This is a genomic window from Sphingobacteriia bacterium, from assembly GCA_017304685.1.
In the GTDB taxonomy this organism is placed as follows: domain Bacteria; phylum Pseudomonadota; class Alphaproteobacteria; order Rickettsiales; family 33-17; genus JAFKLR01.
This window is the reverse complement of sequence record JAFKLR010000004.1, coordinates 658,481-674,031: the sequence shown is the minus strand read 5'-3', so window position 1 is coordinate 674,031 and position 15,551 is coordinate 658,481. Positions and strand designations below refer to the sequence as shown.

Annotated in this window: 15 protein-coding genes and 1 tRNA gene; 5 read left to right on the top strand and 11 right to left on the bottom strand. The window is 28.2% G+C overall.

Features of this window, described 5'->3' with window-relative positions; genetic code table 11:
* Nucleotide 1: 1 nt before the first annotated feature.
* From J0H68_08695 to J0H68_08685, 3 genes are all read right to left on the bottom strand, one after another.
* Nucleotides 2–1,339 carry a cysteine--tRNA ligase gene (locus tag J0H68_08695; GenBank protein ID MBN8828770.1) on the bottom strand — a complete coding sequence of 446 codons (1,338 nt, stop codon included), beginning with the start codon at nt 1,337–1,339 and terminating at the stop codon, nt 2–4.
* A 147-nt stretch (nt 1,340–1,486) separates the two neighbouring features.
* Complete coding sequence (locus tag J0H68_08690; protein MBN8828769.1) at nt 1,487–2,815, bottom strand: hypothetical protein; 1,329 nt, start codon at nt 2,813–2,815, stop codon at nt 1,487–1,489.
* 10 nt (nt 2,816–2,825) lie between these two features.
* On the bottom strand, nt 2,826–3,380 hold the full coding sequence (locus J0H68_08685) for a hypothetical protein (GenBank protein MBN8828768.1): 555 nt from the start codon (nt 3,378–3,380) through the stop codon (nt 2,826–2,828).
* Between the two features lie 185 nt (nt 3,381–3,565).
* Between J0H68_08685 and J0H68_08680 the strand changes: the two genes are divergently transcribed.
* Nucleotides 3,566–3,976, top strand: a complete 411-nt coding sequence (locus J0H68_08680; protein ID MBN8828767.1) for a DUF2000 domain-containing protein — start codon at nt 3,566–3,568, stop codon at nt 3,974–3,976.
* A 39-nt stretch (nt 3,977–4,015) separates the two neighbouring features.
* Here the strand turns inward: J0H68_08680 and J0H68_08675 are convergent, their stop codons facing one another.
* From J0H68_08675 to J0H68_08655, 5 genes are all read right to left on the bottom strand, one after another.
* Nucleotides 4,016–4,411 carry a nuclear transport factor 2 family protein gene (locus J0H68_08675; protein MBN8828766.1) on the bottom strand — a complete coding sequence of 132 codons (396 nt, stop codon included), beginning with the start codon at nt 4,409–4,411 and terminating at the stop codon, nt 4,016–4,018.
* Between the two features lie 397 nt (nt 4,412–4,808).
* The gene (gene rplI / locus J0H68_08670) at nt 4,809–5,300 is read right to left on the bottom strand and encodes a 50S ribosomal protein L9 (GenBank protein MBN8828765.1); all 492 of its coding nucleotides are present in this window, start codon (nt 5,298–5,300) and stop codon (nt 4,809–4,811) included.
* Between the two features lie 14 nt (nt 5,301–5,314).
* Nucleotides 5,315–5,554 carry a 30S ribosomal protein S18 gene (locus J0H68_08665; protein MBN8828764.1) on the bottom strand — a complete coding sequence of 80 codons (240 nt, stop codon included), beginning with the start codon at nt 5,552–5,554 and terminating at the stop codon, nt 5,315–5,317.
* Between the two features lie 25 nt (nt 5,555–5,579).
* Nucleotides 5,580–5,963, bottom strand: a complete 384-nt coding sequence (rpsF, locus tag J0H68_08660) for a 30S ribosomal protein S6 (protein MBN8828763.1) — start codon at nt 5,961–5,963, stop codon at nt 5,580–5,582.
* 142 nt (nt 5,964–6,105) lie between these two features.
* Nucleotides 6,106–6,182 (bottom strand) — tRNA-Ile (locus J0H68_08655).
* Between the two features lie 252 nt (nt 6,183–6,434).
* Here J0H68_08655 and J0H68_08650 point away from each other — a divergent pair.
* Genes J0H68_08650 through J0H68_08635 form a run of 4 tightly spaced genes read left to right on the top strand, consistent with a single transcriptional unit; the run spans nt 6,435 to nt 11,235 of the window.
* Nucleotides 6,435–7,778, top strand: a complete 1,344-nt coding sequence (locus J0H68_08650) for an OmpA family protein (protein MBN8828762.1) — start codon at nt 6,435–6,437, stop codon at nt 7,776–7,778.
* Nucleotides 7,759–8,406 (top strand): hypothetical protein, encoded by a 648-nt coding sequence (locus J0H68_08645; GenBank protein MBN8828761.1) that lies wholly within the window; start codon nt 7,759–7,761, stop codon nt 8,404–8,406. Before J0H68_08650 ends, J0H68_08645 begins: the two co-directional genes overlap by 20 nt.
* 2 nt (nt 8,407–8,408) lie before the next feature.
* Entirely contained in the window at nt 8,409–10,730 is a 2,322-nt protein-coding gene (locus tag J0H68_08640) for an enoyl-CoA hydratase/isomerase family protein (GenBank protein ID MBN8828760.1), read from the top strand.
* 1 nt (nt 10,731) lies between these two features.
* Nucleotides 10,732–11,235, top strand: a complete 504-nt coding sequence (locus tag J0H68_08635; protein ID MBN8828759.1) for a hypothetical protein — start codon at nt 10,732–10,734, stop codon at nt 11,233–11,235.
* An 8-nt stretch (nt 11,236–11,243) separates the two neighbouring features.
* Here the strand turns inward: J0H68_08635 and J0H68_08630 are convergent, their stop codons facing one another.
* From J0H68_08630 to J0H68_08620, 3 genes are all read right to left on the bottom strand, one after another.
* Nucleotides 11,244–12,884: an ATP-binding cassette domain-containing protein gene (locus J0H68_08630; protein ID MBN8828758.1), complete on the bottom strand. Its 1,641-nt coding sequence runs from the start codon at nt 12,882–12,884 to the stop codon at nt 11,244–11,246.
* Nucleotides 12,885–13,016: 132 nt separating this feature from the next.
* Nucleotides 13,017–15,077 (bottom strand): copper-translocating P-type ATPase, encoded by a 2,061-nt coding sequence (locus J0H68_08625; protein MBN8828757.1) that lies wholly within the window; start codon nt 15,075–15,077, stop codon nt 13,017–13,019.
* Nucleotides 15,078–15,215: 138 nt separating this feature from the next.
* Entirely contained in the window at nt 15,216–15,509 is a 294-nt protein-coding gene (locus tag J0H68_08620; protein MBN8828756.1) for a metal-sensitive transcriptional regulator, read from the bottom strand.
* Nucleotides 15,510–15,551 lie beyond the last annotated feature (42 nt).

Here is a 15,551-nt window from a genome sequence, read left to right as displayed (position 1 = left end):
TTTATTTTCTCCTAAAAATAGTTCCTTCTGCGGTATCTTCTAATGAAACACCCTGTGCTAATAAATCATTTCTAATATTATCAGCTAAGGAATAATTTTTAGCCTTTTTAGCTTCAGATCTTTTATGAATTAATTCTAATATTTGTATATCCGTAAGGGTTGAGATTTGCTGTTTAGTTGAATAATCAATGCCTATAAATTCAATTGCACCTTTAAGCTTTTCTGCTGCCTCTTTATTTGTCCTAGCTTCTTTTTCAATTCTATGCATCCACGCTAAAGCTTCAGAAATATTTAAATCATCAGCAAGAAGTCTAATAAATTCCTCATCTAATTTACTTATCTGAACATTTTCAGTAGTTCTTCTAAAATGACTTAGTGTTTTTTCTGCATCGCTTAAAGTTTTTTCATTAAAATCTAAAGGCTTACGATAATGAGTTGAAAGTAGTGCAAGTCTTAAAGCTGCCCCATCAATATTTTTATTACGCAAATCATATACGGTTAAAAAATTACCTAATGACTTGCTCATTTTTTCGCCATTTACTGTAACAAAACCGTTATGTACCCAATATTTTGCAAATTCACTTCCAGGAAATGCGCATGTACTTTGTGCTATTTCATTTGTGTGATGTGGGAACATTAAATCAGCACCTCCACCATGAAGGTCGAAATTCTGTCCTAAATATCTCATACTCATAGCTGAACATTCAATATGCCAGCCAGGCCTACCTTTCCCATATGGGCTATCAAATACTGAGTCTTCACTATCCTCTTCATCCATTGGTTTCCAAAGCACAAAATCACCAGGATGTTTTTTATTTTCACTTACTTCAATTCTTACGCCTGCAATCATTTCATCTAAAGTTCTACCGGCAAGTTCTCCATAATTTTTATCACTTGTTACATCAAAATATACATGTCCATTTGCAGTATATGCATGACCATTTTCAATTAATTTCTCAATAACTTGAATCATTTCTTTAATATGTTCAGTCGCTTTAGGCTCAACACTTGGACGTAGGCACCCTAAATAATCTAAATCATCATGAAAATCTTTAGTAATAATTTTAGTTAGGTCATTAATATGAATATTCCTTTCTTTTGAAGCTACAATTATTTTATCATCTACATCTGTAATATTCCTTACAAATAATACATCTTCGTATATATATTTTAATAACCTAAATATAAGATCATAAACTAGACTTGAACGAGCATTTCCAATGTGTGGCCTATCATAAACTGTTGGACCGCATACATACATTTTTGCTTGGCTAGGATTAAGAGGAATAAATTCTTCTAACTTACGAGTAAGGCTATTATAAAATTTCAACGTTAACATAATTTCACTTTTGTTTTATTGGAGAGATATTTCAAATAATTATAATATATGACTAATCAGTTATTTTTTAAAAGTTATAAAATATAATTAATTAAGCGTTTATAATAAGCTTTTTACTTAAATTTTCAATATAAGAATCAAAAACACTTATGAGTGATACCAATTAGAACTAATTTCCCCTTCATTAACATAGGTATTTAAGTTTTCTTTATTAACTAAATTATCTATTTTTAATGAAAATCCGTCTATTTCTTTATCATTTTCTATATCAAATCCATATTTTTTAGCATATGTTTGATAAAAAACTTCATTGCTATCAATCTTAGTATATTCAACTTTTTCTTTTAATTCTGCTAATGCATTTTTAAATGTAGTCTTATTTTGTGTAGATATATAATCTTTTATACCTTTATAAAAATTACTTCCCTTATTAATTGGCTTATCATTATTATAATATGCAACTTCTATCGCAAATCGCTCGTTTAATTTTAGCTTAAACCAGTCTTCACCAAATAGTTCTAAAAGCTCTATTTCTTTGATTTTAATAAGTCCTGTATGAAGTTTTTTTACATCAATAAAACTTAACATCATATTTCCATTATAAACGTTATCAAAGGAAACTTGATTTCCATCCGTATTAAATATTTCATCCCATATTTTTTTAGCATTGGGCATATTCATATTAAAATCGCACCCTATCATTATATCACCTTTAATTGGTAAATAATTATTAGGTGGTATTGATTTGCCTGTTTTACTATCATAAACAGAACACCTTTCCTCTTTATTACCTATAATTAATTTATAAAGATAATTATCATACTGCTGCTCTAAGGAGCTATTTAAATCTTTATTTTCTTTAAACCATGGTGTTTCGTAAGTTTTTAACATTTCTGATTCAACGTTACGACGATTTTGGATTCCTTCTTTTAAATTAGAGTCTTGTTCTGGGTTTGATCTTTTTTCTAATTCATAGACTGCAGCTTCTAAGAAATCTTTCTTACCACTGTTTATATAATTTTTTATATGTTTATAAAATCTTGTTTTTTCATAAACTAATTTAGGACTGTTATAGTAAGCATCCTCTATTGCAAGCCTTTCATTAGGTTTAAGCTTGTACCAATCATTACCATATTTTTGAATTAATTCATCTCTTCTTATATTTACTGAATAGTTATATAGTGCTTTAATCTCATTTTCGTTTAATTCTCTTTTATTATTATACACATCGTCAAAAGAAACTTCTATCCCAGCTTTTTTAAAAGCTCTTATCCAGTTTACCCTAGATGCAGCATCACTCATATTAAAACCTATTCCAACGGTAATTTTCCCTTTACCATCGTCATAAGCTAATCGTTCTACCCCTTCATTTGCTTTAATAAATTCAAATAAAATATCTTCATATTCCTGGTCGGATAATTCATTTTTTACTAATAAATTTCTCTTTTCTTGTGTCCATTTTATTTTAGCGGCCATAATTTTTTCCTTAATTATTCTGAGGTAAAGGTACTATATCATTGTTGATATAAAATATTTTTATTACCGAACATTCTTCATGTGAGATTTTAGAAAAGTCGCAATCTTTTGAAATTACAATATCCCCGTATTGATAATGTAAATGCAAAACATTTTTAAAAATGAGTAAATCCTGATATCTCTGATTTTTAAGCGCCCATTTCAAATTTTTTGTAAATATAAAATCATATTTTTTGATAAATTCTTCTTCATCTTTAATTTCTATTTTTTCCAGTTTTCTTGGCCAGTCATCTTCGGTTGCATCTTTACTCGGATAAAAAAGCGTAAATGGATATTCCATCATTTTAGATAAGGATTTTTTATCATTGTTTTTAACAAAGACTTGAAGATCAAAATAAAATTGCTTCATTTCTTTCCAGTATTTACCAATATTTTTTTCTAATTCAATATCTTGGCATCTTTCATTCCATATGCCTTTTAGTTTAGAACATTTTACTTCCTTGCTTTCTGCACAAGCTATGCTCGTGAATATTAATGAGAAAATGAGAAGATATTTAATAAACATTTCTGCCCTCAATATTTAAATAACTTGAATTTTCATTTAATATAATATATATACATTAATATGAAAGAATTTAATTTTAAAACCTCAGTTTTTACCCTCCTTATCCTTGCGGCTTAGCCGCATAATATATACCCCTACCCTTCACATTTTTTTTTATTTTATTCAACATGTTTATAGGTAAACTTATGTTTCCAAACAAATCGGTAGCTATAATTAATAAGGACTTGGAACCTGGAAGAGCATTAAATGCAGTCGCTCATATGAGCGTTGCGTTAGGAGCAGAAATTGGAGAAAATGATTTATTGCTTGATGATTATATAGACAACAATGGATTTATTTATCCAAAAATTTCTCGCATACCATTTATTATTTTAAGAGCTAAATCTAGTGAAATTAGAAAAATTTATGATCTTGCTAAAGAACATGATATTAAACATAGAGCATTCCTTGATACTATGATCGCAGGAACATTCGTTCAACAAATTGAAAGAACTGCAGAAACTAACCAAGAAAATTTGGTGTTTTTTGGCTTAAATCTATTTGGTGATTGGTCAAAAGTAAGTGAACTTACTAAAAAATTATCTTTATACAAATAAAGTATCTATAGTGGGTAAAGTTTAAACTTTACCTGCTATTTAACTATAATCTCTTAGAATAACAATTTCATTTTTAGAATTGAATTCAAAAATTGAAACACCAAGTAATTGAACTTTTCCACCATTCTTATTACTTCCTTGTATTTTTAAGCTGTATTCAGACGCAAGCTTCCCTCTAAATTCAACTTCAATACAAGCCTTATTTTCAGATATTATATAATTTCTAATGATTTGTTCCCTGACTTCAAAATATTTTGCAGACGTTGTAGCAAGTTCCTTTAAATTATTTTTACCTGTAACTTTTACTGGTTTATCAGAATTAGTTACAGTTTCAAAAATACAATTTTCAGCAAATAAGATTAACATTCCATCTATGTTAAAAGAATTATAAGCATTAATATATTGATTTATAATATCTAATTTTTGTACATCCATAACTAAAAAACCTAAATTAAAAATATAAGTATTTTTATAATATTATAATTTTCAATATGTTACAGCAAAATTAATTTTAAAAATAATTTCATTAGGAAACTTAAAACTTAAACTTGTTACTGAGAAGATGAGTATTTTATCAATTTTACTACATATAGTATTAGGTAGTTCTAAATTACTAACAACAAATCCGAGGGCTATAGTAAAATTTGATAAGTTTTTGATTTTGCTTTTTAAATATAAGATTTTATAAATTTTCTAACATCTTTTATAAACATTCTTATTTCACAATTTAAATTTAGTAATTTATAATTATTAAATAGCTAAGAGCATAATAAAAAAGGGCTTATTATTATAAGCCCTTTTTTATTAAAATATATAAATAAATTAGAAAAGTTTATTCTTCGGTATTTTCTTCTTTATTCGCATTAAGTTCTGCTTCTTCTAATGATCTTGCGACATTAATGTTAATGCTTGAAATAACTTCTGGATGAAGGATAACATTTGCTTGGTATTGACCAATAAATTTTACAACTGTTGTAAGAGAAATATGAGTCTTACTTATTTCAACTTTAGAAGATTCATTAATTGCAGCGGCGATATCACGCGCATTAACAGATCCAAATAACCTTCCATCTTCACCTGCTTGTCTGATAATTATTACAGACTTAGGTAATTGCTGAATACTTTTTTCAGCTTCAGATTTTCTTTGAGAATTTTCAGCAGCAATTTTAGCTTTTCCTGCTTCAAATAACTTAACATTATCTTCAGTAGCTCTAATAGCTTTTCCACGTGGGATTAAAAAGTTACGGCCAAAACCATTTTTAACTTTAACGGTATCACCAATATTTCCTAACTTGTTAACTTTTTCTAATAAAATAACTTCCATAATAAACCTTTAATCTATTTCTTTACAAATGGTAAAAGCCCTAGAATTCTTGCTCTTTTAATAGCAACTTTTAATTCACGTTGCTTCTTAGCTGATACAGAAGTAATCCTACTTGGTAAAATTCTTCCACGCTCAGATATAAAGCGACTTAATAAACCAATATCTTTATAGTCGATTTTTGGTGCGCCACGGCCTGAAAGCGGGCAAGTTTTACGACGACGGAAGAAAGGCTTACGTACTGCGTAATTAGCCATTTGAGCACTTTGATTATCACTCATCTTATTCCTCAATTTCTGATTCTATTTCATTATTAGCACCAGTATATGGGCTAGCATCTTTTGAAGTTTGGTTCATAATCACTGAAGGCTCATCAGTAATTTCTTCAACTCTTACAGTCATTTCACGAATAATGTCTTCATTAATTGATATTAAACGTTGAACTTCTTTAATTGCTTCAAATGGTGCATCGATTCCAAGCATTATATAATGACCCTTACGAGACTTTTTAATGATATATGCTAAGCTTCTTAATCCCCAATATTCTCTTTTTACCACTTTACCACCCATTTCACCAATAATATTGGTGTAGTGATCTGCAAGCTTGTCAACTTCGCTTGGCGCTATATCTTGGCGAGCTATAAAGGTTGTTTCGTATAATGGCATTAATTATTTCTCCAAACAAATTTTGCAATATATTCAATTTTAAGTGTAGTTTTCCTAAAATTAACAATTTTTAACGCTGTTATCATACAAATTAATTAAGTTTTTACAAGATAAATTTTAATTTTTCTATCTTTTATTTAAATGGTGGGTCTGGGAGGAGTTGAACCTCCGACCTCACGCTTATCAGGCGTGCGCTCTAACCACCTGAGCTACAAACCCATTTAAATTGACAAAGTTGCGGAGAGTTTAACCATAATTACAAGCGTATGTCAATAATATTTTATATCTAATAATATTTTATATTTAATAATATTTAACACTAAAGAATTATTGAGCCTTAAAAACCCACAATATTAAAAAAATTATTAATTAATATACTTTCTTATTGACTAAATTTATCTACTTGCACAGAATTAGCAGTAATTTATAAGATAAAAATATTATATATTATAATCTAATGGTAAAAAGCTTATGTTAATTAATAAACACAAATTGTATAAATCTTTGTTAACCAGTATATCTTTAGCTGCTTTTTATACCACTGCTTTCGCTGATAATGCTAATACAGAATTAAAAATTGATTTTTCAGTATTAAACAATTTACGCATCAAGATTAAAGAAGAAAAAACTAGAAAAGCTATTGAATTAAAAGAAAAAATCGCTTTACGTCATAAAAAATTCCCTACTTTCCCAAACCATAAAACTGAAGAAGCTGAGGAGAAAATAGTAATCAAGGAAATTAAAGAGCGTAAAATACCTATTATTTTAGAAGATAATAAACCTTATATAAAAGAAGAAAGCCTTACAAAACAAGAAGTTGAAGAACCAGTACAAATTGAAGAAGAAATTTCTTTTGCAGAAAGAAAACCAAAACATCTACCTTTACTTATTGAAAAAGAAGCAAAATTAGAAGAAGAAAAAAATAAAATTGAGCATAATAAACGAGTTAAACATAAAGAAAAAAAATCTCGTAAAAAATACCCACTTCCAGTAGCGCCTTTAAAGCCTAGTGAAAAACTTGATGCTAAGATTAAGATCCCTAATAAAATAGAAAAACAGGAAAGCGTTGTAACTCATGAAAAATTTATTACTCCTATAATAAAAGAGCCACAACCAACCTCACCTCAACCATATGTTGAAGAAAAAGCTCCTGTAACATTAAATAAAACTCCTGCACCTATCGAATTAAAAACTGAACCTAAGGAAAAAACTTTAATACCTGAGCACTTAACCTTAGAGAAAACTCCAGAAATTAAAAAAGAAGAAATTATTAAAGAAGAGCCTAAACCTGTTGAAAAAACTTTAATAGAAGATAAAACATTACAAAAAGGCGAAAACAAAAAAGAAATAACAGAAATTAAAGAACAAGCGCCAGGCACAGAAGTAAAAAAAGAGGTTGCTGAAATAATTGAGGAACCAAAAAAACCTGAAGCACAACCTGAACCTTCAAAAATTGAAGAAGTAAAAATCACCCCTACTATTGTAAATAAAGAAAATATCATTACTTTCTCTCAAGCAGAAACGGGGTTAACTAAACAACAAACATCTCAAATTGATAAAATTTTACAAAAAATTTATCAAAACCCAAAAGCAAGAATTAGGGTTGTTGGTTATGCAAGTGAAAATGATAAAGAATTAAATCATAAAGGTAGCGCTAGAAGAATTTCTTTACAAAGGGTAATTGAAATACGTAAATATTTAATTAAAAATAATGTAGATCATGCTCTTATTACCGTTCAAGCCATGGGAGAAGATAAAACTAACCAAGGTTTACCTTTAGACCGAGTTGAAATAAATGTTGAGAGCTCTAATTAATCTCTTACTATTATTTTTTCTATTTATTAAAACTAGTATAGCTTATAATATAAAATATAACGGAAGTGAATATCACTTACGTTATATTTTTTTAAAAGACAGATATGTTATTGATAATTTTACTATTACCTCTTTAGATGTTACGGACGAAATTATAAATTTCGAAGGTTTAAAAAGCGGATTATTATATATAAATAATAACAATTTTTCTATACAGGAAGAATTGATTTGTAGTGGAAAAGCCATTTTCTACCCTGATAAATTTACGTCTGAAAAAATTATAAAAAAATTAGGAGATTGCGAAAAGCAAGCTATTAAAAATAATTTGGGTTTTTGGCAAAATAACTTTAAAATATATAATTATAAAGATCAACTTCCTGAATATAATTTTATAATTTACGAGGGTTATGTAAAAAATATTTTTAATGACAATGATTTTATAAAATTAAATTTAGACAACAAAAGACTATATTTAAAAGTTAGTAAAGAAATTTGGAAAAAGTTTTTACAATCTTACAAAAAAGATGATATATTAAGTAAAAAAATAAGTGTTAAGGGTTGGGTAACAAAAAATAAAATACCTTATATTGTACCCTTAAACCAGTTTATGATTAATATAGTGGAATAGGAATGTTATTAAATAATATATCAAAAGTAGCAGTTATTGGATCAGGTGTAATGGGGTCAGGAATAGCAGCTCACATTGCTAATTCTAATATACCAGTAATTTTATATGATATAGCTACTCCCGATAAAGATCATCCAAGTTCTCTTGCAAAGCAAGCTATTCAAAATTTACTTACTAATCCTCTAAAACCCTTAATGAGTAAAAATTTAGTAAGTTTAATTACACCTGCAAACTTACGCGATGATTTAGACTTACTTAAGGATGTTGATTGGGTTATTGAAGCTGTAACTGAAAAACTTGACATCAAACGTGAATTATATAAAAAAATATCTGCTCACAAACGTTATGATACTATTGTATCGTCAAATACTTCTACTATACCTCTTACTAGCCTTATTGAAGGTTTCGATAAAGATTTTTGTGAAAATTTTTTAATTACCCACTTTTTTAATCCTCCTCGTTACTTAACTCTTTTAGAATTAGTTGTGGGAACACATACCAAAAGTGAAGTAGTCCATACTATACAGGAGTTTTGTGAAATTAAACTTGGCAAAGAAATTGTAAATTGCAAAGATACTCCTGGATTTATTGCTAATAGAATCGGATGTTATTGGCTAGAAGTTGCTCTAAGAAAAGCAATTCAAGAAAATATACCTATTAATATTGCAGATAAAATTCTTGCTGATTATTTTGGCATTCCTAAAACAGGGGTATTTGGATTATGGGATTTAATAGGCATTGATCTAATGCCATTAATTACACAGTCAATTATACAAAATTTAGATAAAGAAGACGATTATACTAAATTATGTAATGAGGAAATTTCGATAATCCCTAAGATGATAAATGAAGGTTTATTAGGAAGAAAAGCTAAAGCAGGATTTTATAAGATTATAAAAAATCAGGATAAAACCGTTACACAATATGCTATGAATTTAAAAACTGGTGAATATGAACTTTTGGATCAAAAAAGTGAATTACCAAAATTTAATTCATTAAAAGAATTATTAGAATATCCTGCAAATTATGCTAGGTTTGCATGGCGCACAATGGCCTCAACTTTAAACTATGCAGCTTCACTAATCCCACAAGCAGCTTTTAGCATTTACGATATTGATATGGCTATGAAAAATGGCTACGGGTGGAAATATGGTCCTTTTGAGCTTATTGATTTACTTTCAGAAGGCGAGCAAAATGGTGGGGAATGGTTAAAAATAAAATTAGAATTAGCTAACAGATCTACTGCTAATATTTTTAGACAGATTGGCAATAAAAAATTCTATACAATGAATCACGGTAAAAAAGAATTTTTTTATAGCGATGATACTTATATTCCAATTAAAACCTCTCCAAACATTTTAAAGCTAGAAAATATAAAACAAAACAATTCTCCTCTTTTTAGTAATAAATCTGCTAATATCTGGGATGTTGGTGATAATATTTTATGTCTTGAATTAACAAAAAAAATGCATGTATTAGACATTGAAGCTTTTAATGCGATAGAAAAAATTGTTGATATTGCTTCTAATAACAATAAAGGCATTATTATTGGTAATGATGATAATAATTTCTGTGCCGGCGCAGATGTGAATTTGTTTTTACAATATATAGAACAAAAAGAATTTGATAAAATAGAAGAATTAATTACTCATGGCCAAAAAGCCATGCTAGCATTAAAACATTCTAAAGCACCTGTTGTTTCGGCAATTTGTGGCGCAACTTTAGGCGGAGGATGTGAGCTAGTTTTACATTCCGATGCTGTTCAAGCATTTGCTGAAGTAAAAATTGGATTAGTGGAAACTAATATTGGACTTATTCCAGGTTGGGGAGGATGTAAAGAAACAGTACTTAAAACATTTAGTAGCACTAGTACTAAACGTCCAACAGACGAAATAATTAGTAACTTTAATTTAATACGTAATGCTATTACAAGTGACTCTGCCATTAGTGGAATAGAATTAGGTATTTTACCAAAAAACACACGTATTACTATGAATAAAAATAGATTACTATCTGATGCAAAAAATTATGCAATTGAATTATTAAATACATCGAAAGCTAATAAACTTACTTACGTCCATATTGATACACAATTAATTAAAGATAATATTCTTAAAGCTCTTCAAAATGAAAATTTAAAAGCACATGAGAAGAAAATTGCAAATTGCTTAAGCAAAATTTTTACTAATAATGATAATTCTGCTATAACAGAAAAAACTTTGCTAGATTTAGAAAAAGAATGCTTTATGGAACTTATAAAATCACCTGAAACAATGGAACGTATTGAATCTTTAATTAAACATAAGAAGGTAATTATTAATTAATATGCCTCAGTTAACTAGAGATCAAAAACAATCAGTTCTAGAATTCGTTCAAAAATACCTTATTCAAATGGTTAATACTGTATTTGCAGCTATTGACCATCCACGTGAAGCTGTAAGCTTTTTATATGAAAGGCTTTATTTTGCATATGCTTCTGAAAAGCAAACAGTAATTAATAACGTACGGTGGATGGAAAAAACCTATCAGAATGAAAATACCAATGAATTTAAAATGAAAACAATTTTAAAAATAACACGTCCTATTATTAAAATTTCTTTCTTACTTCATGGTGATAAAGCAGTAATTAGCCTAATAAAATTTAATTCATTTGTAGATATTGAAAATCAGAATAATGTTCAACATATAATTAATTTTGCTGATGACCTTTTTTCCGATTTCATTCGCGCTTTGTTTGAATATAAAAACAATGCGCCAAATAATCGCGATGAAGTAACAGAATATGTAAGTCGTTGCATGGATAAAATAGCGCGTAAAGTTGAAGAGTAAAATAATCTTCAGATATTTACAGAAATTGCTTGGCTTTCTGTAAACATTCTTTTCAAACTTTCTACATCTCGAAAAGAATTAACATTCCAAATCTCAAAATTAAAACCACAATCTTCTTTAAATTTAGTAATGTTATCAGTAGTAAAATGTTGGGTAAATATTATTTTAATCCCTTTTTCTTTTGCAAATCTAGCTAATTCTTTAATAATTTCTTTTTGTGTTGTAAAATCAATTTGCTCTAAGCTTTCATCTAAAATTATTACCTTATAGTCTAGTAATAAAGCTCTGGCTAATTTTAATTTGGCTTTTTCTCCACCACTTAAAATATCATTTGCTTCATTATGAGTAAAATATCGAATCTGAATATTACCATCTTTTCCGTCCCTAACAATTCTTCTTGCAGAAGTAAGTAATGTAATAGCACTCTCAAAAATTGCTGGATATCTTTCTTTCAATTCATTTAATTCATTCTCTTTTTCTTTTAAACACATCCATTCATAGATTGAAACATTCACATTACCTGAGGAATATCCTATTCCCATATCTTGTGAAAGTTTAATAACACTATTTGAATTATTTGCATATGAACAATTAAATAATACATTCAAAAGCGTGGTTTTACCTGAACCAGTAGAACCTTCTATATACATTAATTTTCCAGGAGAATTTTCAAAATTTAATTCATCACTAAGATTTTTGTCATTTATAATCTTACCATTCTTTAAAATATTTAGTACTTTAAAGTCGTCTTTAAGTGTACTTATTACAGATCTGTCGCATATAGCGTATTTATTATAAGCATCAATCGTATCATTAATTTTATTCATTAAAAATTTTATTACTAATTCAGCTTTATCGTTGGAAGTTTTATACATCACAAGAAAATTTATTAAATTTGAAGTTACTGAAATTATAATATTTATTACCCCTGTTATTTCTTTAACCATTACTGAATTTAATGAAATTTTTTCTATTTGTTTTTGAAGGATTAATAATTTACTTTTGAAATAACTGACTTCTTGTGATTGAATTAGTTTATTAACTTGAATTTTATTAGGTAGTCCACTGACCAAATCTTTATTTAATTTATCATATGTATTAGTAAACTTATCTATTATATATGAAGATATCATTATAAATAGTTTTGATAAAACAGAAATTATTTTATCTGATTGTGAAAAAAGCACTATATTAATATTAGTTCCTGAAGCTAAATAAAATATTGGTACAATAATTTCAGTTAGGGAATGAATATTTGTTATATAACTTTCAAAGCAGTTTTCTATATCTTTTTCATCTAAATTATGACTTATGTTAAGATTTTCTATTCGGAAACGACTAAACCTTTGTTTAGTTTTTTCCTTATTAAACGTTAGAATAAAATTATTAATTCCTAATAATAAAATATTAGATAATAAAAATATACAGCCAAACCGCAAATCTCGATGACCTAAAAATGTTTTTGAATTAATAATAGGAGAATTATTGAATAAAGAGCTTCGTAAAAAACTAGAAAAGTGGTTTTTAATTTTATTGCTAAAATGAGCACTAATTACATTATAGGCAATATTTGAACCTAACATACATGCGATACCCGACGTGCTAAGAATATCTTGTAATTTAATGTTTGAACTAGTACTTAATTTCATATAAATTAATACCATAATACATAATTGTTAAAAATTAGTTGATAATATAACTTATATTTACCAATTTGTCAAGTAAGATTTATTTTTATGTATTTTGTTAATATTAATTATTATTTAGTAGTGATTTAATAGCTATAATTCCACCCTTTTTAACCTAATAGCATTAAGAATTACTGAAACTGAGCTAAAGGCCATAGCAAGGCTTGCTATAATTGGGCTTAGTAAAATACCAAACCATGGGTAAAGCAATCCGGCAGCTACTGGAACTCCAAGAAAATTATATATAAACGCAAAAAATAAGTTTTGTTTAATATTAAGAATAGTTGCTTTACTTAATTTATAAGCCTTTAAAACTCCACTCATATCACCTTTAAGTAAAGTAATACTTGCACTTTCAATAGCTACATCCGTTCCTGTACCCATCGATATACCAACATCAGCTTGCGCAAGGGCTACTGCATCATTAATACCATCCCCTACCATCACAACTTTTTTGCCTTTTATTTGTAACTCTCTTATTACATTTGATTTATCCTTAGGACTTACATTTGCAAATATTTCTGTTATCCCTAATTGAGTAGCTATCTTTAATGCCGCGTTGTGCTCATCCCCTGTAAGCATTATAATATTTATAGAAAGATTTTTTAAATCATGTATAAGCTTAAAACTTGAGGTTTTAATTTGATCTGTTGCAACCAAAATTCCTTCTATTTTATCATTAATACCAAGATACATTGTTGTTTGTCCTATATCCTGAATACTTTTTAACATTTCTTCTAGTGATGAAAAATTATTTAAATTTGGATCAAATAACTTTAAATTACCAAACGAAATACTCAAATCGTCTACTTGCCCCCTTACACCTTGGCCTATAATAGCTTTAAAATTCTCTACTTCTCCTAAATTAATACCATTATCTTTAGCTTTGTTAATTATAGCTTTTGCAAGAGGATGTTCACTACTTTGTTCTATAGTTCCTGCATAATAAATTAATTGATCTTCACTAAAATTACCTAAAGATTTAACTAATGTTATTTTTGGCTTACCTTCGGTCAAAGTACCAGTTTTATCCATTACTATAGTATCAATTTTACCCATCATTTCTAACGTTGCGGCATCTTTGATAATTATGCCAGCTTTTGCTCCTTGACTGGTTGCTGCAATAATTGACATTGGTGTGGCAAGGCCTAATGCACAAGGGCAAGCGATTATTAAAACCGCTATACTATTTAATAAACTAAATGTTAATTTAGGCTCAGGGCCAAAAATATACCATCCACAATATGTAATTATGGCGATTAAAATTATTATTGAAACAAGATACGAAGATGCTATATCAGCTATTTTTTGTATAGGAGCTTTACTGCGTTGAGCTTTTGATACCATTTCAATAATTTGTGATAAAATTGTTGATTTTCCCACATGTAAAGCTTTTATTATTAAACTTCCGTTTGTGTTTAAAGTGCCACCAATAACCTTATCATTAAGCGCTTTACTTACAGGCATAAACTCTCCGGTAAGCATTGATTCATCTATTAAACTTTCCCCAGCAGTTACTATTCCATCAACTGGAATTTTTTCACCAGGGTGAATTTTAATTAAATTACCTACCTTAATATCTTCTAATGCTACTTCACTTTCAGTATTATCTTCTTCAATAATTTTAGCTGTTTTTGGAACTAACTTAAAAAGCTCTTGTATGGCTTTACTATTATATTTTCTAGCTTTTAGCTCTAAAAATTGGCCTAGCAGTGCGAGAGTTGTTATAACACCAGCTGCCTCAAAATATACATTTTGATGATTTAAAGAAGTAAACCTATCTCCAAATAAAGTTACTACTAAACTATATAAGTAGGAAACTCCAATGCCTAAACCTAAAAGGGTAAACATATTTAAATTTCGATTTGTGATAGATTGAACGAATCTGGTAAAAAACGGCCAAGCGCCCCATAATACTACTGGAGTAGAAAAAATTAATTGAAGTAAAGCAGACAATTTATTTGAGATTGAAATTAAATGGCCACCCATTGCGACTAATGTCAGAGGAAGTGAAAAAATAATGCAAACTATTAAACGCTTTGTCATCAAAATTAATTCATCATCAGGTAATTCATTGGTCATCGTTTCAGGTTCAAGACTCATACCGCATTTTGGGCAATTACCTGGACCCATTTGCCTAATTTCCGGATGCATAGGACAGGTAAATACTGTACTTAATTGTTCATTATCTAAAGAATTTGCTGTATGCGCTTTTTTAACTTCGCAACAATTATGATTTTTATGGTGAGTAGAAGCTGGATGTTTATCTTGACTCATAAATAACTCCTTTAATTACTTATCTTCAAATCTTTTAATTAAATCTTTGATCTCGGATATTTTTCTTTTATCATCTTCATAATTTTTGGAATCAAATGCTTTAACTAAGCAATTATCTAAATGCTTTTCTAAAATATTTAGCTCAACATTTTTTATTGCAGATCTAACAGCCTTTAATTGAATGATAATGTCAGGGCAATACCTGCCCTCTTCTATCATTTTTTTTATTCCTTCAATTTGACCTTTTATCTTATTTATCCTTAGTAATTCGTCCTTATGAGAAGGATGGTGAGAAACAATATCATTCATAAACATTTCCTTAAATTCTTTAATTTAACATATCATAGCATA

Bases quoted from the DNA above. Each gene is read 5' to 3' on its own strand.
- J0H68_08650 (MBN8828762.1), top strand. From the start codon at position 6,435: ATGTTAATTAATAAACACAAATTGTATAAATCTTTGTTAACCAGTATA.
- J0H68_08665 (MBN8828764.1), bottom strand. From the start codon at position 5,554: ATGGCTAATTACGCAGTACGTAAGCCTTTCTTCCGTCGTCGTAAAACT.
- rplI (MBN8828765.1), bottom strand. From the start codon at position 5,300: ATGGAAGTTATTTTATTAGAAAAAGTTAACAAGTTAGGAAATATTGGT.
- J0H68_08625 (MBN8828757.1), bottom strand. From the start codon at position 15,077: ATGCATCCGGAAATTAGGCAAATGGGTCCAGGTAATTGCCCAAAATGC.
- J0H68_08635 (MBN8828759.1), top strand. From the start codon at position 10,732: ATGCCTCAGTTAACTAGAGATCAAAAACAATCAGTTCTAGAATTCGTT.
- rpsF (MBN8828763.1), bottom strand. From the start codon at position 5,963: ATGCCATTATACGAAACAACCTTTATAGCTCGCCAAGATATAGCGCCA.
- J0H68_08695 (MBN8828770.1), bottom strand. From the start codon at position 1,339: ATGTTAACGTTGAAATTTTATAATAGCCTTACTCGTAAGTTAGAAGAA.
- J0H68_08680 (MBN8828767.1), top strand. From the start codon at position 3,566: ATGTTTCCAAACAAATCGGTAGCTATAATTAATAAGGACTTGGAACCT.
- J0H68_08640 (MBN8828760.1), top strand. From the start codon at position 8,409: ATGTTATTAAATAATATATCAAAAGTAGCAGTTATTGGATCAGGTGTA.
- J0H68_08690 (MBN8828769.1), bottom strand. From the start codon at position 2,815: ATGGCCGCTAAAATAAAATGGACACAAGAAAAGAGAAATTTATTAGTA.
- J0H68_08630 (MBN8828758.1), bottom strand. From the start codon at position 12,884: ATGAAATTAAGTACTAGTTCAAACATTAAATTACAAGATATTCTTAGC.
- J0H68_08675 (MBN8828766.1), bottom strand. From the start codon at position 4,411: ATGGATGTACAAAAATTAGATATTATAAATCAATATATTAATGCTTAT.
- J0H68_08620 (MBN8828756.1), bottom strand. From the start codon at position 15,509: ATGAATGATATTGTTTCTCACCATCCTTCTCATAAGGACGAATTACTA.
- J0H68_08685 (MBN8828768.1), bottom strand. From the start codon at position 3,380: ATGTTTATTAAATATCTTCTCATTTTCTCATTAATATTCACGAGCATA.
- J0H68_08645 (MBN8828761.1), top strand. From the start codon at position 7,759: ATGTTGAGAGCTCTAATTAATCTCTTACTATTATTTTTTCTATTTATT.